This is a genomic window from Streptomyces sp. NRRL B-24085, from assembly GCF_001282115.1.
Lineage (GTDB): Bacteria > Actinomycetota > Actinomycetes > Streptomycetales > Streptomycetaceae > Streptomyces.
This window is the reverse complement of sequence record NZ_LJBR01000422.1, coordinates 1-18,337: the sequence shown is the minus strand read 5'-3', so window position 1 is coordinate 18,337 and position 18,337 is coordinate 1. Positions and strand designations below refer to the sequence as shown.

Here is an 18,337-nt window from a genome sequence, read left to right as displayed (position 1 = left end):
GGCCGCCGGCGGCCTGGACCCGGTCGAGGACCAGAGCGGCGAGAGCGGCGACGGCGGCGCGGTGACCGTCGAACTGGAAGGGCTGGAGAGCCGGGTGACGCCCTTCCCGGTCCCCGCCTCCAAGTACTCGGCACTGCATCCGGTCGCGGGCGGCGGCCTGGTCTGGCTGCGCTGGCCGATCTCGGGCGCCCTCGGCGAGACCTTCGTCAACCCGGACGACACCTCCGAGCGCCCCACCCTCGAACACTTCGCCATCGGCAAGGCGAAGAAGTCCGAACTGGTCGAGCACCTGGACTGGTTCGCGGTCAGCGGCGACGGCTCCCGGCTGGTCGTGGTGGACGAGGGCGACCTGCGCGCCACCCCCGCCACCGAGTCCGGCGACAGCGACTCGACCGTCTGGATCGATCTGCGCCGCATCCTCCACGAGGTCGACCCGGCAGCCGAGTGGCGCCAGTCGTACGAGGAGGCGGGCCGGCTGATCCGGTCGTACTTCTGGGACCCGGGGATGTGCGGCATCGACTGGGACGCGGTGCTCGACCAGTACCGCCCGCTGCTCGAACGCGTCGCCTCCCCCGACGAGTTCGCCGACCTGCTGCGCGAGGTCCTCGGCGAACTGGGCACCTCCCACGCCTACGTCACCGCCGCCCGCCGCAACGAGGGCCCCCCGCACTACCAGCGCCGCCAGGGCCTGCTGGGCGCCAACTTCGTTCTCCGGGACGGGGGTTGGACGGTCCGGCGGATCCTGCCCGGCGACTCCTCGGACTCCAAGGCCCGCTCCCCGCTGGCCGGCACCGGCATCCGCGAGGGCGCGGTCCTCACCCACGTCGACGGCCGCCCGGTCGACCCGGTCGCGGGCCCGTACCCCCTGCTCGCGGCGGCGGGCGGTACGACGGTGGAGCTGACCTTCACCCCGGCCGACGGCGAGGGCCGGGCCCGCCGGGTCGCGGTGGTCCCCCTCCTCGACGAGCGCCCCCTGCGCTACCAGGACTGGGTGGCCAAACGCCGGGCTGTCGTACGGGAGTTGAGCGGCGGACGCTGCGGCTATCTGCACATCCCCGACATGGGCGGCTCGGGCTGGGCCCAGTTCAACCGGGACCTGCGCATGGAGGTCTCCCGGCCCGCCCTCATCGTCGACGTGCGCGGCAACGCGGGCGGCCACATCAGCGAGCTGGTGGTGGAGAAGCTGACCCGCACGATCCTCGGCTGGGACCTGACGAGGAACGCCCAGCCGGTGTCGTACGCCTCCAACGCCCCGCGCGGACCGGTCGTCGCGCTCGCCGACGAGGCGACCTCCTCGGACGGCGACATGATCACGGCGGCCTTCAAACTCCTCCAGCTGGGGCCGGTGGTGGGCCAGCGCACCTGGGGCGGAGTAGTCGGCATGACCGGGCGCCACCAGCTCGGCGACGGCACGGTGATCACGGTCCCGATGAACGCGGCCTGGTTCGACGCGTACGGCTGGTCGATCGAGAACCAGGGCGTCACCCCCGACCTGGAGATCCTGCGCACCCCCCTGGACTGGGCGGAGGGCCGGCACGCCCAACTCGACGACGCGGTGACGCTGGCGCTGAGCCTGCTGGAGACGAACCCGCCGGCCACGCCCCCGGATTACCGGAACGTACCCGACCGGTCGAGGCCCAAGTTGCCGCCAGGATCCTGAGAAGGGGGCGCGGTCGAGATCTTGAGGGGCGCGGGGAACTGCGCGAGAAGCCCCACCGGGCCGCACCCGACGACGCACCCCGAAACGCGCAGGGTGCCCTCCAACAACCAGAGGGCACCCTGCACTTCAAGCAGTGACTACATGTCGTAGTCGGGGTCCAGCCGCTCCTGCTCCTCGCGGCGGAGCCGCTCGGACTCCTCGTCCCGCATGCGCTCGTCCTGCTCGCCGCGGCGACCGCGCTGGGCCTGCTCCCGGCCCTCCTGGGCCTTCTGCTTGGCCTGCTGCTGCCACTGCTCGGTCTTGTCCTGGAACTGGTCCTTCATACCCATGTGGGTTCACTCCCGTGGGGGTGAGGGGAAGAGCCCCTGGCCGGGGCCTCGACCAGATTCACACGGCCGGACAAAGAACGCATTTCGATCAGTTACGGTGCGTAGCGCGCGCCTCCTCGTCCGCCGCCCCACCTGCACCGACGAGCCCCACTTTCATGCCTTCCAGCCGCTGCCCGAACCGCCGCATCTCCCGCTGCCCGACGGTCCCGATGAGCCCCGGCAGATACCCGCGCATCCCCTGCATCCCGCGCAGCCAGCCCTGGCCGTACACATGGCTCGACCGCCGCTGGATCCCGGCCACGATCCGCTCGACGGCCGGCCCCAGCGGATAGGTCTTGTTGGCCGGCCACGGCAGCCGCTGCCTGAGCTCCCGCATGACGTCGTCCTGGTCGGCCCCGCGCACCATGTCGGTGTCGGTCCACGACAGGTAACCGACCCCGACCCGCACGCCCTTGTGCCCGACCTCGGCCCGCAGACTGTGCGCGAACGCCTCCACACCGGACTTGGACGCGCAGTACGCCGTCATCATCGGCGCCGGGGTGACCGCGGCCAGGGAGGCGATCTGGAGCAGATAGCCACGGCTCTCCATCAGCACCGGCAGGAAGGCCCGCGCGGTGACGGCCGACCCGATCAGGTTGACCTCGATCACCCGCCGCCACGCCTCCGGGTCGGAGTCGACGAAGGGCCCGCCGGTGGCCACCCCGGCGTTGGCGACCACGATGTCGACCTTCCCGAACCGCTCCTTCACCTCCGCCGCCACCCGGGCCATCGCCTCGTGGTCGGTCACGTCGGCGTACCAGTGGTCGCTGTCGCCGTGCAGCCGCTCGGAGAGCTGCTTGAGCGCGTCCGGTTCGAGGCCGACCAGCGCCACCTTCGCCCCGCGCGCCGACAGCTTGCGGGCGAGCAGCTCGCCCACGCCACGTGCCGCCCCCGTGACGACCGCGACCTGTCCTTCGAGTCCGACCCTGCTCATGCGCCCTCCTTGACCTGGACGTACGTGGTGACGAGTTCCCGGATCCGCGCGTTGACCGGCTCGGGAGCCTCGATGGGTGTCATGTGGCCGACACCGGGCAGTTCGATGACCCCGAGGCACTGGGGCAGCGCGGCGGCCAACCGGTGTGCGTGCACGGGCGGGGTGAGCCGGTCGGCCGTCCCCACCACGACGGCCGTGGGCACGGTGAGCTGCCGTACCCCGTGGTCCAGGTCGAGCAGATCGAGGACCTGCGACCAGGCGTACCGCACCTTGCGCGGACAGGCGTGCACGATCCGGGCGCAGGCCTCCACCATGTGCGGGGCCGAACCCGGGCCCATCGTCCCGTACTTGAGGATCCTCAGGGCGAGCGGCGTGACCGGCCCGAGCGGCGCCCGCGCCCCGAGGACGTGCCGGGTCAGCCAGGTACGCAGCCGCCCGGCCCGGATCGGTACGACCGTGGACTGGGCGACCAGCCCCGACGACCCGGTGCTGCACAGCAGGACGGCCGCCGCGTGCCCCCGGAACCCGGGGCGTTCCGCCGCCGCCATCACCGTCATCCCGCCCATGGAGTGACCGACGATCACCGCCTTCTCACCGGGGGCGAGGGTCGCCTCCAGCACGGCTTCGAGGTCGTCGGCGAGTCCTTCCGCACTGCACGACGGGCTCGCCGGACTGCGTCCGTGGCCGCGCTGGTCGTAGGCGACGACCCGGTGGTCCACGGCGAGTTCACGGATCTGCGCGGCCCAGAAGGCGGTCGAGCAGGTCCAGCCGTGGGCGAGCACGACCGACGGCGCGCCCTCGGGGCCGTGCACCTCCACGTGCAGGCGGGCGCCGTCGGCGGAGAACACGGTGAGCTCGCGCGCCGGGGCGGGCGGGGCGTACGGCCCGGAGACGACATGTGCCGTGCGGCTCATACGGCGGCCTCCGCGCTCTCGCTCCCGACCGCGCCGCGGCCGCCCTGCCCGACGGGCCGCAGCACCTCGTACTCGGCGAGGTCCACCCGCCGGGTCGCCCGCCGGAACTCGGTCGTCGTACCGGGCCAGACCGTGGTGTTGCGGCCGTTCGCGTCCAGGTACCAGCTCGTGCAGCCACCGGTGTTCCACACCGTGCGCTTCATGCGCTCCTGCACCCGGTGGTTCCAGGCCCGCACGGCGGAGGGGCGGGCGTCGAGGGCCACGCGCCCCCCGAGCACGTCGAGCTGCCGTACGTAGTCGGCCAGGTAGTTCAGCTGGGACTCGATCATCAGGATCATCGAGGAGTTCCCGAGCCCCGTGTTGGGCCCGATGATGGTCATCCAATTGGGGAACCCGGCGGCGGAGGCACCCCGCAGCGCCTCCATCCCGCCCTTCCACGCCTCGGCGAGCGTCCGCCCGTCCGCGCCGACGACCCGGTCGGCGATCGGCATGTCGGTGACGTGGAAGCCGGTACCGAACACGATCGCGTCGACGTGCGCCTCGGTGCCGTCGGCGGCGACGAGCGTCGACCCCTCGACGCGGCTGAGCCCGCTCGCGACCACGTCCACGTTGGGCTGGGCGAGCGCCGGGTAGTACGTGCTGCTCAGCAGGATCCGCTTGCAGCCGATGCGGTAGTCGGGGGTGAGCTTGGCGCGCAGCGCCGGGTCCTTGATGGCCCGGGCCATGTTCCGCTTGGCCAACTGCTCCACGGCACCGAGTTCGTTGGGGTGCTTGGTGAACGCCTGGACCTGCAACTCCCTGATGCCCCACAGCAGTCCGCGCCGGACCTGGGTGGTGAAGGGGAGCCGCCGGTGCAGCCAGCGCTCGGCGCCGCTGATCGCCCGGTCCATGCGGGGCATCACCCAGGGCGGGGTGCGCTGGAACAGCGTGACCTTCCGCGCCAGCGGCTGGATGGCCGGGACGATCTGGATGGCCGAGGCTCCCGTCCCCACCATGGCGACCCGCTTGCCGCGCAGGTCGTAGTCGTGGTCCCAGCGGGCGGAGTGGAAGACCTTGCCCGGGAAGGACTCCAGCCCCGGGATGTCGGGGATCTTCGGATCGGAGAGCGGCCCGGTGGCGGAGACGACGAGGTCGGCGGACAGCCTGCCACTGGCGGTCTCGATGTCCCACCGCAGCTTCTCGCCGTCCCAGGTCATCCGCTTGACCTCGGAGTTGAGGCGGATGTGCGGGCGGAGCCGGAAGACGTCCGTCACATGCTCCAGGTAGGCGCGGATGTGCTCCTGCCCCGAGAAGGTGCGGGGCCAGTCGGGGTGGGGTGCGAAGGAGAACGAGTACAGATGGGACGGCACGTCACAGGCACACCCCGGATAGCTGTTGTCCCGCCACGTACCACCCACGCTGTCGGCCCGCTCCAGCACGACGAAGTCGGTGACTCCCTCGCGCCGCAGCCGTACGGCGGCCCCCAGTCCCCCGAACCCGGACCCGACCACCGCCACCCGCACATGCTCGTGTTCGGCCATGCCGATGCCTTCCCTGCCCGACTCTGCCAGTGAACACTGGCGCAATGGGAATGTAGAACAGCTCCGTACCGATGGGTAGGGGGCGGAAGAAGGAAAGTTACCGGCGGTACAACATAGGCTGCGGTCGTGACGGACAAGCGCGAGTACCGCATGGAGGAACTGGCCCGACTGGCCGGCATCACAGTGCGCACCCTGCGCTTCTACCGCGAACGCAAACTCATCCCGCCCCCGCGCCGCGAGGGCCGCATCGCCTGGTACGACGACCACCACCTGGCCCGCCTGCGCACGATCGCCGCCCTCCTGGAGCGCGGCCACACCCTCACCGGCATCGCGGAACTGGCCGAGGCCCTCGACCACGGCCGCGACGTCGCCGACGTCCTGGGTGTCACACCGACGGAGGAAGAACCGGTCCGCCTCACCCCCGAGGAACTCGCGGCCCGCTTCGAGGGCGAGGTCACCGCGGAGAACCTCGCGGCCGCCCTCGACCTCGGCTACCTCGGCACCGACGGCGACGAGATCGTCCACATCAGCCGCCGCCTCCTGGACGTCTCCTCCGAACTGGTCCGCGAGGGCATCCCCCTGGCCGAGGTCCTGGCGGCCGGCGCACGCGTCCGCGAACACGTGGACGACCTCGCGGAGATGTTCGCCGACCTGGTCCTGCGCCACGCCGCCGAACCCGACCTCCACCGCCTGCGCCCCCTGGCCCGCAGCGTGGTGGAGGCGGAACTCTCCCTGGCGTTGGACCGACGGTTGCGGAAGCGGGACTAGAACCTGGCGAGTTCACTCGTTCGGAGCACTTTGCGATCTACAGGAGACGAAACCCGGTTCGCACTCCGAGAGTGAGATCGAAAAGGCCCCGGCGACTGTGCGACCAGCCCCGGGGTACGGCCGACACTCTCCAGGAGCGCCGACATGCCCCAGCGTAGCCCTCAGCCATCACAACCGGCTTCTACTCGCGCCGACCACCCGCGAGCTCTGGGCGCCGTGCGTCTCAGCAACGTGACCAAAGCAACCACCTCACCGGGTAGGCAGCGCGCCTGCATCCAGCAGCGCACCGAGCAGTTGGGCTTCACCTTGATCGCCGAGGCCGCGGATCTGGGGGTCTCCGCACGCAAGACATCACCGTTCGAGAGGCCTTCCCTGTCCCTCTGGATGCGGCGCCCTGACGGGTACGACGCCATCGTGTGGTCACATGTGGACCGCGCCGTACGCTCCGTCGCCCACATGTCCGAGTTGATCGAATGGGGTCAGCAGCATGCGACCACACTCGTCTTCGGGATGCCTGAAGAGCGTCAGCCGCTGGTGGTGACATCGCAGGCACATGGTGACGCCGTTCGCCGCTGCATGGACCTGGCGTACGCTGCCGAACAGGAGTCTCGAGCACTCTCTGCCCGCCTCACCGGCGCCCATGCCGTGCTGCGCGCAACGGGCCGGTACGGCGGTGGCCTTGTGCCGTTCGGATACCGGAAGGCCCCTCACCCCTCCGGCACGGGCTGGTGTCTTGCACCTGACCACGAGACGGTCTCCGTCGTCCGCGCGATTGTCGACGACGTGCATTCCGGACTGTCCCTGGTCGCCATCGCTCACAAGCTCGAAAGTGCCGGCGTTCTGGTGCCGCGCGACCGACACGCCCAACTTCAGGGGCGTCCCACAGGCGGGCGGCGCCACGGACGCGAATTCGAGCGATTCCGCTGGACAGCGGGGAGCCTCTGCAAGATCCTCCGCACTCCAGCGCTGATGGGCCACCGGGTGCACAAAGGAGAGTCGGTACGTGACGCAGACGGCTCGCCCGTGCTGATCGGTCCGCCGCTGATGACCGAAGAAGAGTTCAACGCCCTCCAGAAGGTTCTCAGCACCCGCTCGAACGGCGTCCACCCCAAGTGCCGCGAGACTTCGCTGCTGATCGGCGTGGCGCACTGCGCGGGCTGTGACGGCCGCATGTACTTCGCCGCGCGGAAGGCCTACAGCTACGGCGACTACGGCTGCCGCGCCGCTGCCCGGGGCACGACCTGTCCCGCCCCCGCGGCGATCCGCGCCGACTGGCTGGACGAGTACACCGTCAGCCGCTACCGCGAGGCGTTCAACGTGGACGGCGAGGTAACACGGCGGCAACTCCTCGAGGCCGGAGTTCGTGTCACTGTCACCAAAGGGCGGTCGGGCGGCGGACGGGAGCGTCTGGCGGGCCCGGACACCTCTCGCTTGACCTTCACCAGCAGGACACGCCCCTGATCTTGTCCATCCGATACACGCGTGGGGGTGCGTGAGACGCTCACGCACCCCCAGCCCACATCACATGTCGAAGACGACCGTCACGGGAGCATGATCCGACCACCGCTCCTCATGGCTGGCGGCCCGCTCCACAAACCCCTTCACCGCCCTGACCGCAAGGCCTGGCGTCGCAACCGCGAGATCGATCCTCCAACCCGTGTCCGTGTCGAACGCCCGCCCCCGGTAAGACCACCACGAGTACGGGCCCGCCACGTCCGGATGCAGGGACCGTACGACGTCGACGTACCCCCCGTCGGACTCGTCGAACACCCGGCTCAGCCAGGCCCGCTCCTCCGGCAGGAAGCCGGAGCTCTTCTGGTTGGCGCGCCAGTTCTTGAGGTCGGCCGGCTGGTGGGCGATGTTCCAGTCGCCGCAGACGACGACTTCGCGGCCGTCAGCGGCGGCACGCTCGCGCAGTCCCTTCAGGTGGACGAGGAACTCGTCCATGAAGCGGACCTTCTCGTCCTGCCGCTCGGTGCCGACCTCGCCGGAGGGCAGGTAGAGGGAGGCGACGGTGACGCCGGGCAGGTCGGCCTCGACATAGCGCCCGCTGCCGTCGAACTCGGCCGAGCCGAAGCCGATCCGGACCCGGTCGGGCTCGCGCCGGGTGTAGAGGGAGACACCGGCGCGGCCCTTGGCGGCGGCCGGCGCGTGCACCACGTGCCAGCCCTCGGGGGCACGGACGCTCTCGGGCAGCTGCTCCGGCTCGGCGCGCACCTCCTGGAGGCAGAGCACGTCGGCGGAGGTCTCCGCGAGCCATTCCACGAAGCCCTTCTTCGCGGCGGCGCGCAGTCCGTTCACATTGGCGGAGGTCACAGTGAGCACCCGGGAACGATACCGGCACACTGGACCAGACCCTTTTGCGGACTTGATCATTTTGTGGGGAAGCACATGCACATACGCCAGGTCTCCTTCGACCACCCGGACGCCGTGAAGCTGAACGACGAGGTACAGGCCGAGTACCACGTCCGCTACGGCGACGGCGGCGACGCCACGGTCCTGGCCCCTGAGGACTTCGAGCCGCCGAACGGCGTCTACCTGATCGCGTACGACGAGACGGACGCCCCTGTGGCCACGGGCGGCTGGCGCGCCCAGGACGCGAACGGCGAGGGCAACCTGGACGGCGACGCCGAGCTCAAGCGCATGTACGTCGTCCAGCCGGCCCGCGGCCGGGGTCTGGCCCGCCGCATCCTCACCGCCCTGGAGGACCACGCCCGCGCGGCCGGCCGCACCCGCATGGTCCTGGAGACCGGCACCAAGCAGCCGGAGGCCATCGCCCTGTACACGTCGAGCGGCTACGAGCCCTGCGTGAAGTTCGGCTACTACCGCCACTACGAGGACAGCCGCTGCTTCGCGAAAGCGCTGTGAGAGGGCCGTCCACATGACAGAAGACCCGCTCCTGAATCAGGAGCGGGTCTTCATGATGCGTGGACCTGAGGGGATTTGAACCCCTGGCCCCCTCGATGCGAACGAGGTGCGCTACCGGACTGCGCCACAGGCCCTTGCAACGAGTGAAACTCTAGCATCCCCATCCGGGTGCTTGGAAATCCGTTCCGGGCTGGTCAGGGCGCGGCGGTTCCGGGGCTCGGGCTCACTCGTTGGCCGCGCGCGGCCGGTCGCCTTCCTCGTACTGGTCGAAGAGCGGGGTGCGGCCGCGTTCGCGTGCCCGGCGGGCGGAGGCGGCGCGGCGGGCGTCGGTGCGACCGTCCGCCGAGGGCCTGTCGTCCTCGTCGGCGGACCCGTCCTCCGCTCCCCCGTCCGCGACGGGCGCCGCGTCCTGGCCGGCCTGCTCGGGGGTCACGGCACTGGACCGGGCCGAGCTCCAGGCGTCCGGGGCGCCGAGGTCCACGTCCGCGGTGGCCCGCGGGGCGACCGGCGCGGTCACGTAGGTGGGCAACGGCACCGGCACGGGGTCCCAGCTTTCCCCGTGGCCCGGCCTGCGCTGCCGCTCGCGCTGCTGGTCGACCCACTCGGCGTGGTCGGTCTGCTCGACGAGGGCGCGCCGGTCGGCGGCGAGTGCGGAGAGCCCGGGGTCGGTCTCGGTGCCTGGTCCCTCGTCCGGTTCGTCGGTGTCCGCGCCGGTGCTCACGGCGGTGCGCCGACGCGGTTGGCGGGCCCGCTCCCGCAGGTGCTGGGCGGCGGCCTCGGCCCGGCGCCGGTCCATCTGGTAGGCGAACCGGCGGCGTTCCTGGGAGCGCAGGTAGGCGATGTACGCGCTGAGCATCACCGCGGGGACGCCGGGCGCCCACAGGAAGGCGAGTCCTCCGACGGCGGCGACGATCGCGCCGAGGGTGAAGGCCAGGAAGAGCAGCACCGTCGTACGCCGTCGGCGTGCGAGCACCTTGGTGCGCCGGGCGCGTGCTGCGGCGGCTTCCGCGGCGGCCGTGCGCCGGGCGGCGGACGCGGGCGTCTGCTTCCGCGTCGGTGCGCCACCGGGTTCGGGCGCGGGGGCGTTCGTTTTCGCGCGTGCCGGGTCGCCGTGTCCTGTTTCCCGCTCGGCTTCCCGCGCGGGTTCGCGCGTCGCCTCCCGGCGCTCGGATGCCGACGGCTGGACCGTCGCCTGGGTCTGCGGACGGGTCGGAGGCATGGCGAAGGCCCGGACGTCCACCGACTCGGTGACGACATCCGGTTCGTCGGCGTCGTGCTCCCCCTCGTCGGCGGAGCGCGCGCGCAGGTCCCTGGCGTACCGACGCTCCATGCCCGCCCGTCCGGACAGCAACCGGATGGCGGTGCTGAAGCGTTCCGTCGGACGGGCCTCGTTCAGCTCGTCCTGCCTACGGAGCCACATCGGCACCAAGTAGGCGGCCCAGGCCCCGACAATGACTGCGTAGATGAGGCCGCTGCTGCTCACGCCTCACACGGTAGAGGGGTTTGCGTGAGGCCATCTGCCAATTGCGCCGGTGTGTCGCACGATCTGGCTGATATTTCGAGCTTTTTTTGTGACCGATCCGATCAGCAGGCCGCCTCAGTCGCGAATTCAATGCCCCGAGACGGTCATGCACCGATCATTTTCGAACACTTATTCAATTTCCGGGTCCGGCGAACGCCTATGCGGGATTGTCGTGGGGCGTACTGCGGGAGCGTGCCCGCTGCCAGCGCCGGAGCAACCCGTCGGGTACCTCTTCCGCGGTGAGCGCGAACACGAGATGGTCCCGCCAGGCGCCGTCGATGTGGAGATAGCGCGGCCGCAGACCCTCCTCGCGGAATCCGAGTTTCTCCACGACCCGTCGGCTCGGCACGTTCTCGGGGCGAATGCAGACCTCGATGCGGTGCAGACCGACCGTGCGGAAACAGTGGTCCACGACAAGTGCCACGGCGGTCGGCATCACGCCGCGCCCGGCCACCGACTGGTCCACCCAGTAACCGACGTGCCCCGAGCACATCGAGCCCCAGGTGATCCCGGCGACCGTCAACTGCCCGACCAACTGGCCCCGGTACTCGATGACGAACGGCAGCATCCGCCCGGCGTTCGCCTCGGACCTCAGGTGCCGGACCATCTGACGGTAGGTCGGCCGGTGCGCGATCGGGCCGCTGGGGGTGGGCGGCGGAATGGTCGCCTCCCAGGGGCGCAGCCAGTCCCGGTTGCGCCGGTTGACCTCGCGCCAGACCCGCTGGTCGCGCATCTTTATCGGCCTCAGGACGACATCGCCGTCCGCCAGTACTACGGGCCATGACGGGCTGTTCAGCTCGCACCCCCACTGCCGGCACGGGGTCTGGGATGGTCGCCGCCGCGGATCTGGTCGACGGCGTGGACCAACAGGGGCTCCAGGACCGCCAGTCCGTCCTTGACCCCGCCACTGGAACCCGGCAGGTTGACGATCAGTGTGCGTCCCGCCACCCCGGCCAGGCCCCGGGAGAGCGCGGCGGTCGCCACCTTGTCCCGTCCGAACGCCCGGATGGCCTCCGCGATGCCCGGCACCTCGTGGTCGATCACCGCGCGGGTGGCCTCGGGGGTGCGGTCGGTGGGCGAGATGCCGGTGCCGCCGGTGGTGACGATCACGTCGTAGGCCGCCTCCACGCCCGCGCGCAGGGCGGCTTCCACGGGAGCGCCGTCGGGGACGACCTGCGGCCCCTCGACCGCGAAGCCGAAGCGCTTCAGGCCGTCGGCGACCAGCGGGCCGCCCTTGTCCTCGTAGACCCCGGCGGCGGCCCGGTTGGAGGCGGTGACGACGAGAGCCCGGTATGTCATGCCCGGCTCCAGTCGCCCGACTTGCCGCCCGTCTTCTCCTCCACCCGCACGTCCGTGATGACCGCTCCCTTGTCGACCGCCTTGACCATGTCGATCACGGTGAGCGCGGCGACGGAGACCGCGGTGAGGGCCTCCATCTCGACACCCGTGCGGTCCGTGGTCTTCACGGTGGCGAGGATCTCCACGGCGTCGTCCGCGACCGACAGATCCAGTTTCACACCCGACACCGACAAGGGGTGGCACAGTGGGATGAGGTCCGGGGTGCGTTTGGCGCCCATGATGCCCGCGATCCGCGCGGTGGCCAGGGCGTCGCCCTTGGGGACGCCCTCGCCGCGCAGCAGCTCGATCACCCGGGGCGAGACGAGGACGCGCCCGCTCGCGCGCGCGGTGCGTGCGGTGACGTCCTTGCCGGAGACGTCGACCATGCGGGCGGCTCCCGCCTCGTCGATGTGCGTCAGTCGGTCCTGCGTACTCATGGTTGTGCGGCGCTCCCGGTCCGGCCTGTTGTGCGCGACACGGTACCGCCAACCTGGGGTGCTCAGCCGAGCAGGACCACTTCGACCTCGGTGCCTGGCTCGACGGTCTCCACGTCCTCCGGTACGACGATCAGCGCGTCGGCCTGCGCGAGGGCGGCCACGAGATGGGACCCGGCGCCGCCGACCGGGCTCACGGACCCGTCGGCGTAGGTGCCGCGCAGGAACTGCCGGCGGCCCTTGGGGGAGCTCAGCGCCTTGCTCGCGGTCAGGGTGGCCCGGGTGCGCGGCCGGTGGACGTCGTCGAGGCCCATGAGGGTGCGGATCGCCGGGCGGACGAACAGTTCGAAGGAGACGTACGACGACACCGGGTTGCCGGGCAGGGCGAGCAGCGGGGTGTGGTCGGGGCCGATGGAGCCGAAGCCCTGGGGCTTGCCGGGCTGCATGGCGAGCTTGCGGAAGTCGACGCCGGCACCCGGCTCGTCCTCGTCGCCGACCGAGGACAGGGCCTCCTTGACGACGTCGTACGCCCCGACGCTCACACCGCCCGTGGTGACCATGAGGTCGGCGCGGACGAGCTGGTCCTCGATGGTGGAGCGCAGGGTCTCGGCGTCGTCGGCGACGGCGCCCACCCGGTAGGCGATGGCGCCGGCGTCCCGGGCGGCCGCGGTGAGGGCGAAGCTGTTGGAGTCGTAGATCTGGCCGGTGCCGAGGCTCTCGTCGGGCTGGACGAGTTCGCTGCCGGTGGACATGACGACCACGCGCGGGCGCGGGCGCACACGTACGGTGCCGCGGCCGATGGCGGCGAGCAGGGCGATCTGCGGCGGGCCGAGGACGGTGCCCGCCTCCAGGGCGCGGTCGCCGGCCCGGACGTCGCTGCCCTGGGCGCGCACGTGCGCGCGTGCCTCGGCGGACCGGTACACGTGCACGTGTCCCTCGGCGCCCTCGGGGGCGAGAGCGCGGGCGCGCATCCCGGTCACCGGGCCCTCACCGAGGCCTCCGTCGGTCCACTCGACGGGGACGACGGTCTCGGCGCCGGGCGGCAGCGGGGCGCCGGTCATGATGCGGGCGGCCTGGCCGGGGCCGACGTGCAGCAGCTCGGCCTGGCCCGCGGCCACGTCCCCGACGACGTCGAGGACGGCCGGGAACTCCTCGCTCGCGCCCGCCACGTCCGCGACCCGCACCGCGTACCCGTCCATGGAGCTGTTGTCGAACGGCGGGAGGGACACCGGGACGGTGACGTCCTCGACCAGCACGCACCCCTGGGCGTCGAGCAGTTGCAGCTCGATGGGCTCCAGGGGGCGGACGGTCGCGAGGATGTCCTCCAGGTGTTCGTCCACCGACCACAGGTGGTCCTGGTCGGCGGGGCGGGGCGCGACGCTGCTCAAATGCCTACATCTCCTCGGCTACGTAACTGCGAAGCCAGGTCCGGAAGTCCGGGCCCAGGTCTTCACGTTCGCACGCGAGTCTGACAATGGCACGCAGATAGTCGCCGCGGTCCCCGGTGTCATAGCGGCGGCCCTTGAAGACGACGCCGTGCACCGGGCCGCCGACCTTCTCGTCCTGGGCGAGCTGCTGGAGGGCGTCGGTGAGCTGGATCTCGTTGCCCCGGCCCGGCTCGGTCTTGCGGAGTATGTCGAAGATGTGCGGGTCGAGGACGTAGCGGCCGATGACCGCGTAGTTCGACGGGGCGTCGGCGGCATCCGGCTTCTCGACGAGGCCGCTCACCCTGACGACGTCGCTGTCCTCGGTCTCCTCGACGACGGCACAGCCGTAGAGGTGGATCTGCTCGGGGGCGACCTCCATCAGCGCGATGACGCTGCCGCCGTGCTGCTCCTGCACCTCGATCATGCGCTGGAGCAGGGGGTCGCGGGCGTCGATCAGGTCGTCGCCGAGGAGGACCGCGAAGGGCTCGTGGCCCACGTGGGGGGCGGCGCACAGGACCGCGTGGCCGAGGCCGCGCGGGTCGCCCTGGCGGACGTAGTGCATGGTGGCGAGGTCGCTGGACTCCTGGACCTTGGCGAGCCGGCCGGCGTCGCCCTTCTTCTGGAGGGCGGACTCCAGCTCGTAGTTGCGGTCGAAGTGGTCCTCGAGGGGGCGCTTGTTGCGTCCCGTGATCATGAGGACGTCGTCGAGACCCGCGGCGACGGCCTCCTCGACCACGTACTGGATCGCCGGCTTGTCGACCACCGGCAGCATCTCCTTGGGAGTGGCCTTGGTTGCTGGCAGGAAGCGGGTGCCGAGCCCTGCTGCCGGAATGACAGCCTTGCTGATCCGAGGGTGCGACTGAGTCATGTCCGCACCCTATCCGGTGCCTTTGCCTGGAATCTGGGGCTCCGGTTAATAAGCTCTTATATGAGCGTATTGGAAGGGTACGGGTGCAGAGTTTGAGTCATGTCGGACGTCCCGCCGAGCCTGACAAGCGAATGTTGCGACGAGAGTACCTGGCGGTGAGGAACAGGTTGACGGCCGATGACGTGCGGGAAGCGGCTTCCGCGCTGGCCGGCCGGGCTCTGGAGCTGCCCGAGCTGGCGCGTGCGCGCACGGTGGCGGCGTACGTCTCGGTGGGGAGCGAACCCGGCACGCTCACGCTCCTGGACGCGCTGCGCGAGCGGGGCGTGCGGGTCCTGCTCCCGGCGCTCATGCCGGACAACGACCTGGACTGGGGCGCCTACACCGGCGAGGGCTCTCTCGCGCGCGTGCAACACGGCGGAAAAATGGCCCTCTTCGAACCCTCCGGCGAACGCCTGGGCCCGGACGCCGTGACTGGCGCCGACGTGGTGCTGCTGCCCGGCCTCGCGGTGGACGGGCGCGGGATGCGCCTGGGGCGCGGCGGGGGGTCGTACGACCGGGTGCTCGCGCGTCTGGAGCGCGCGGGGGCACGACCGGCGCTGGTGGTCCTCCTGTACGACTCCGAGGTCGTCGCGCAGGTCCCGGCGGAGGCGCACGACCGGCCCGTGCACGCGGTGGTCACGCCCTCCGGCGTGACCCGCTTCCGGGACCCGGGATGAGAAAGGGCCCCTCCACGCACGCGTGGAGGGGCCCTTCGTCTGCCCTACGGCTTCAGGACCAGGGTGTCGGATGTGCTCTTGTCGACGGCCCGGTCCGAGAAGGACCAGTCCAGCAGCTCGCCCTTGACCCACTTGCCGGTCTGGTCGGTGTAGTGCGCGCTGTAGGCATGCCCGGAGGCGCCGGTGAGGTTGATCCACTTCGACTTGTCGAGGTCGCCGAGGTTGACCACCATCCGCATCGACGGTACCCAGACCACGCCGTAGCCGCCCGCCGCGTTCCAGCCGGTCGCGTTGACCGTGGCCTCGCCGCCGCTGAGCTTCCACGGGCCGCGGTTGAGCATGTACTGGACGAAGCCGGGGCCCTCCAGGCCGAGGGTCTGGTTCTTCAGGAACAGGCGGTGCAGCCGGCCCCAGCTCCAGGTGTCGATGTCCTTGCCGAGCTTGGCGGTCAGCTCCCAGCGGGCGTCGATCATGGCGCGCTTGAACAGCTCGTCGCGGTTGGTGGCCGGGGGGCGGTCACCGACACCCTTGGGGGTCTTCCACCAGTCGCTGTTCTGGTCGTCCATGAGGTTGCGCACGACCTCGAACCAGCGGTCGCCGCCGTCGGGCTGCGCCTGGTCGGCGTCGCGCTGGCCGCACTCGCGGACCTTCTCCGTCTCGTCCGCGGGCCCCGTGGTGCTGACCGGGTCGACCCACAGGCACTGGCCCTTGACCCGCAGCTCCTTGGGCAGCTTGTTGCCGAAGGCGAGCTTGAGGATGTTGCGCCAGACGGAGTTGAAGTAGGCGGCCGCGGCCGAGTCGGCGTCCTGGGTGTAGTCCCAGCCCTCCAGGAGCTCCTGCGCCTGCCGGACGTCCTTGTCGTCGACGTCGATCTTCAGCAGCTTCGGCACGAGCAGCTTGGCGATCTCGCTGCTGTTGTCGAGCTGCATCTGGCGCATGTCGTCGGTGGAGATCTTGCCGCCGCCCTTGATCTTCTGCTCGATCAGGTCGGTGATGCGCTGGCTGCGGGTGCCGTAGCCCCAGTCCGTGGTGAGCGTGTAGGGGTACTTGTCCTTGTCGATCACGGCCTGGTTGGCGGTGACGATGTAGCCGCGCTCCGGGTTGTACTCGTAGGGCAGTTCGTCCTGCTCGATGTACTTGCCGGTCCAGGCGTACTTGGGGTCCCAGCCCGGGGCCGGAACGGCGCCGGTGGCGCCCTTCGCGCGGATCGGGATGCGGCCGGGCAGCGTGTAGCCGATGTTCTCGGCGTCGGCGTAGACGAGGTTCTGCGAGGGCACGTCGAACAGGGCGGCCGCCGCGCGGAACTCGCTCCAGTTCGACGCCTTGTCCATCGCGAACACGGCGTCCATGGTGGTGCCGGGGTCGAGCGCGGTCCAGCGCAGGGCGACGCCGTAGCCGTCGCCGCGGTCGGGGGCCGCGTTGTCGACGGTGGCCTTCTTGCCGACCTTCACGAGCTCGTCGTAGCGGTCGGACAGCAGGGGGCCGTTGTTCGTCTCGCGGACGACGATCTTCTTGGACGCGCCGCCGGCGACCTTGATGGTCTCTTCGCGCGTGGTGAAGGGCTTGGTCCTGCCGTCGTAGAGGTAGCCGTCGCCGGAGAGCTTCTCCAGGTAGAGGTCGGTGACGTCGACGCCGGAGTTGGTCATGCCCCAGGCGATCTTCGCGTTGTGGCCGATGACCACGCCAGGCATGCCCGCGAAGGTGTAGCCGGAGACGTCGTACTGGCACTTGCTGGAGACGGTCCGGCAGTGCAGGCCCATCTGGTACCAGACCGACGGCAGCGAGGCGGACAGGTGCGGGTCGTTGGCGAGCAGGGGCTTGCCGGTGATGGTGTGCGAGCCCGCGACGACCCAGGAGTTGGAGCCGATGCCCTGGCCGTTGACGCCCACGGCCGTGGGGACGTCGTCCAGGACCTTGTAGAGGCCCGAGAGCTGGCTCTGGAGGGCCGAGGCGGCCGAGGACGAGGTCGAGGCCGTGGTGCCCGTCGCGGTGCCGCCCGTGGACGTTCCCGTGCCGCCCGTCGACGTTCCCGTGCCGCCCGTGCCGCCCGTGCCGCCCGCGCCGCCCGTCGACGTGCCCGTGCCGGACAGGCCGTTGTCCTGGGAGCTGCCGTTCTGCTGGAAGGTCTGGGTCAGCTCGTCGTACTGGCCCTCCTGGACGATCGCCTGGTTCCGGCTGTACGGGTAGTCGGGGTAGAGGTCGGCGACCTGCTTCGGGCCGAGGCGGCTGGTCATCAGGGCGCGGTCGATCTCGTCCTGCATGTTGCCGCGCAGGTCCCAGGCCATCGCCTTGAGCCACGCCACCGAGTCGACGGGGGTCCACTTCTCGGGCTTGTAGTCGTTCTCGAAGCCGAGCGCCGCGTACTCCAGGGAGATCTCCTTGCCGTTCTTGCCCTGGAGGTAGGCGTTGACCCCCTTGGCGTAGGCCTGGAGGTACTTCTTGGTGGCGGCCGACAGCTTGGTGTCGTACTCCTTCTTCGCCACCCGGTCCCAGCCCAGTGTGCGCAGGAACTCGTCGTCCTTGACCTGGCCCTTGCCGAACATCTCCGACAGGCGCCCGGAGGTCATGTGCCGGCGCACGTCCATCTCGTAGAACCGGTCCTGCGCCTGGACGTAGCCCTGCGCCATGAACAGGTCCTCGTCGGAGGAGGCGTAGATCTGCGGGATGCCGTAACCGTCGCGCTTGACGTCCACGGGGCCCGACAGGCCCTCGAGCTCGATGGAGCCCTTGGTCTGCGGGAAGGACGCGCGGACGGTGCTCACCGTCCAGTACCCGCCGAAGGCGACCGCGCCGACGACGGCCAGTACGAGCACGAGAACGATCAGGCGGGCTCTGCGCCCCTTCTTCCTGCCGGACTTGCCGGGCTGCTGACCCGATGAGGCGGTGGTGGTGGGGGGCATCGCTGTCCTTGCTGTCCTAACGCGAGCGGCAGGGCGGGCTGTGCTTGCGACGGGAGCCTGCGTCATGTCCCCGGGCGGGCGCGCGACGCAGGCTCTGCGC

The 18,337-nt window shown here is 70.7% G+C and carries 17 protein-coding genes and 1 tRNA gene; 5 read left to right on the top strand and 13 right to left on the bottom strand.

The genetic code is table 11. The features are described from left to right. A partial coding sequence (locus AOJ26_RS35465; RefSeq protein WP_179200327.1) for a S41 family peptidase occupies positions 1-1,660 on the top strand: 1,660 nt, incomplete at its 5' end. Between the two features lie 137 nt (positions 1,661-1,797). On the opposite strand, the gene AOJ26_RS35460 is transcribed toward AOJ26_RS35465, so the two are convergent. From AOJ26_RS35460 to AOJ26_RS35445, 4 genes are all read right to left on the bottom strand, one after another. Continuing rightward, positions 1,798-1,989 carry a hypothetical protein gene (locus AOJ26_RS35460; RefSeq protein ID WP_053852473.1) on the bottom strand — a complete coding sequence of 64 codons (192 nt, stop codon included), beginning with the start codon at positions 1,987-1,989 and terminating at the stop codon, positions 1,798-1,800. Between the two features lie 88 nt (positions 1,990-2,077). Beyond that, positions 2,078-2,962, bottom strand: a complete 885-nt coding sequence (locus tag AOJ26_RS35455) for an SDR family oxidoreductase (protein WP_053852472.1) — start codon at positions 2,960-2,962, stop codon at positions 2,078-2,080. Beyond that, complete coding sequence (locus AOJ26_RS35450; protein ID WP_053852471.1) at positions 2,959-3,876, bottom strand: alpha/beta fold hydrolase; 918 nt, start codon at positions 3,874-3,876, stop codon at positions 2,959-2,961. The genes AOJ26_RS35455 and AOJ26_RS35450 overlap by 4 nt, the downstream gene beginning before the upstream one ends. Next, on the bottom strand, positions 3,873-5,396 hold the full coding sequence (locus AOJ26_RS35445) for a flavin-containing monooxygenase (protein WP_053852470.1): 1,524 nt from the start codon (positions 5,394-5,396) through the stop codon (positions 3,873-3,875). Before AOJ26_RS35445 ends, AOJ26_RS35450 begins: the two co-directional genes overlap by 4 nt. A 126-nt stretch (positions 5,397-5,522) precedes the next feature. On the opposite strand from AOJ26_RS35445, the gene AOJ26_RS35440 reads away from it, so the two are divergent. Then, positions 5,523-6,164, top strand: a complete 642-nt coding sequence (locus AOJ26_RS35440; RefSeq protein ID WP_086724442.1) for a MerR family transcriptional regulator — start codon at positions 5,523-5,525, stop codon at positions 6,162-6,164. Positions 6,165-6,380: 216 nt separating this feature from the next. After that, on the top strand, positions 6,381-7,625 hold the full coding sequence (locus AOJ26_RS42415; protein WP_159044465.1) for a recombinase family protein: 1,245 nt from the start codon (positions 6,381-6,383) through the stop codon (positions 7,623-7,625). A gap of 60 nt (positions 7,626-7,685) precedes the next feature. Here AOJ26_RS42415 and AOJ26_RS35425 read toward each other — a convergent pair whose 3' ends face one another. Continuing rightward, complete coding sequence (locus AOJ26_RS35425; protein WP_053852467.1) at positions 7,686-8,489, bottom strand: exodeoxyribonuclease III; 804 nt, start codon at positions 8,487-8,489, stop codon at positions 7,686-7,688. Positions 8,490-8,555: 66 nt separating this feature from the next. Between AOJ26_RS35425 and AOJ26_RS35420 the strand changes: the two genes are divergently transcribed. Next, complete coding sequence (locus AOJ26_RS35420) at positions 8,556-9,032, top strand: GNAT family N-acetyltransferase (protein ID WP_053852466.1); 477 nt, start codon at positions 8,556-8,558, stop codon at positions 9,030-9,032. 60 nt (positions 9,033-9,092) lie between these two features. Here AOJ26_RS35420 and AOJ26_RS35415 read toward each other — a convergent pair. The 7 genes from AOJ26_RS35415 to galU all read right to left on the bottom strand — a co-directional run bounded on the left by AOJ26_RS35415 (position 9,093) and on the right by galU (position 14,621). Next, a tRNA-Ala gene (locus tag AOJ26_RS35415) sits at positions 9,093-9,166 on the bottom strand. Positions 9,167-9,255: 89 nt separating this feature from the next. Beyond that, positions 9,256-10,515: a gephyrin-like molybdotransferase receptor GlpR gene (glpR, locus tag AOJ26_RS35410; RefSeq protein WP_053852465.1), complete on the bottom strand. Its 1,260-nt coding sequence runs from the start codon at positions 10,513-10,515 to the stop codon at positions 9,256-9,258. Between the two features lie 196 nt (positions 10,516-10,711). Further along, positions 10,712-11,350 (bottom strand): GNAT family N-acetyltransferase, encoded by a 639-nt coding sequence (locus AOJ26_RS35405; protein ID WP_078960150.1) that lies wholly within the window; start codon positions 11,348-11,350, stop codon positions 10,712-10,714. Beyond that, the gene (locus tag AOJ26_RS35400; RefSeq protein ID WP_053852463.1) at positions 11,347-11,853 is read right to left on the bottom strand and encodes a MogA/MoaB family molybdenum cofactor biosynthesis protein; all 507 of its coding nucleotides are present in this window, start codon (positions 11,851-11,853) and stop codon (positions 11,347-11,349) included. The genes AOJ26_RS35405 and AOJ26_RS35400 overlap by 4 nt, the downstream gene beginning before the upstream one ends. After that, positions 11,850-12,329 (bottom strand): cyclic pyranopterin monophosphate synthase MoaC, encoded by a 480-nt coding sequence (gene moaC, locus AOJ26_RS35395; RefSeq protein ID WP_053852462.1) that lies wholly within the window; start codon positions 12,327-12,329, stop codon positions 11,850-11,852. The genes AOJ26_RS35400 and moaC overlap by 4 nt, the downstream gene beginning before the upstream one ends. A 62-nt stretch (positions 12,330-12,391) precedes the next feature. Then, complete coding sequence (gene glp, locus AOJ26_RS35390) at positions 12,392-13,714, bottom strand: gephyrin-like molybdotransferase Glp (RefSeq protein ID WP_053852461.1); 1,323 nt, start codon at positions 13,712-13,714, stop codon at positions 12,392-12,394. A 4-nt stretch (positions 13,715-13,718) separates the two neighbouring features. Then, positions 13,719-14,621 (bottom strand): UTP--glucose-1-phosphate uridylyltransferase GalU, encoded by a 903-nt coding sequence (gene galU, locus AOJ26_RS35385; protein WP_053852460.1) that lies wholly within the window; start codon positions 14,619-14,621, stop codon positions 13,719-13,721. Positions 14,622-14,752: 131 nt separating this feature from the next. Between galU and AOJ26_RS35380 the strand changes: the two genes are divergently transcribed. Then, on the top strand, positions 14,753-15,337 hold the full coding sequence (locus AOJ26_RS35380) for a 5-formyltetrahydrofolate cyclo-ligase (RefSeq protein ID WP_078960149.1): 585 nt from the start codon (positions 14,753-14,755) through the stop codon (positions 15,335-15,337). A gap of 44 nt (positions 15,338-15,381) precedes the next feature. Here the strand turns inward: AOJ26_RS35380 and AOJ26_RS35375 are convergent, their stop codons facing one another. Beyond that, positions 15,382-18,237 carry a penicillin acylase family protein gene (locus AOJ26_RS35375; RefSeq protein WP_053852458.1) on the bottom strand — a complete coding sequence of 952 codons (2,856 nt, stop codon included), beginning with the start codon at positions 18,235-18,237 and terminating at the stop codon, positions 15,382-15,384. Between the last annotated feature and the right edge of the window lie 100 nt (positions 18,238-18,337).

Excerpts from the sequence above, each read along its gene's own strand:
- AOJ26_RS35450 (WP_053852471.1), bottom strand. The coding sequence starts at position 3,876 with ATGAGCCGCACGGCACATGTCGTCTCCGGGCCGTACGCCCCGCCCGCC.
- AOJ26_RS35380 (WP_078960149.1), top strand. The coding sequence starts at position 14,753 with ATGTTGCGACGAGAGTACCTGGCGGTGAGGAACAGGTTGACGGCCGAT.
- AOJ26_RS35460 (WP_053852473.1), bottom strand. The coding sequence starts at position 1,989 with ATGGGTATGAAGGACCAGTTCCAGGACAAGACCGAGCAGTGGCAGCAG.
- AOJ26_RS35400 (WP_053852463.1), bottom strand. The coding sequence starts at position 11,853 with ATGACATACCGGGCTCTCGTCGTCACCGCCTCCAACCGGGCCGCCGCC.
- AOJ26_RS35445 (WP_053852470.1), bottom strand. The coding sequence starts at position 5,396 with ATGGCCGAACACGAGCATGTGCGGGTGGCGGTGGTCGGGTCCGGGTTC.
- AOJ26_RS35375 (WP_053852458.1), bottom strand. The coding sequence starts at position 18,237 with ATGCCCCCCACCACCACCGCCTCATCGGGTCAGCAGCCCGGCAAGTCC.
- moaC (WP_053852462.1), bottom strand. The coding sequence starts at position 12,329 with ATGAGTACGCAGGACCGACTGACGCACATCGACGAGGCGGGAGCCGCC.
- AOJ26_RS35420 (WP_053852466.1), top strand. The coding sequence starts at position 8,556 with ATGCACATACGCCAGGTCTCCTTCGACCACCCGGACGCCGTGAAGCTG.
- galU (WP_053852460.1), bottom strand. The coding sequence starts at position 14,621 with ATGACTCAGTCGCACCCTCGGATCAGCAAGGCTGTCATTCCGGCAGCA.
- AOJ26_RS35455 (WP_053852472.1), bottom strand. The coding sequence starts at position 2,962 with ATGAGCAGGGTCGGACTCGAAGGACAGGTCGCGGTCGTCACGGGGGCG.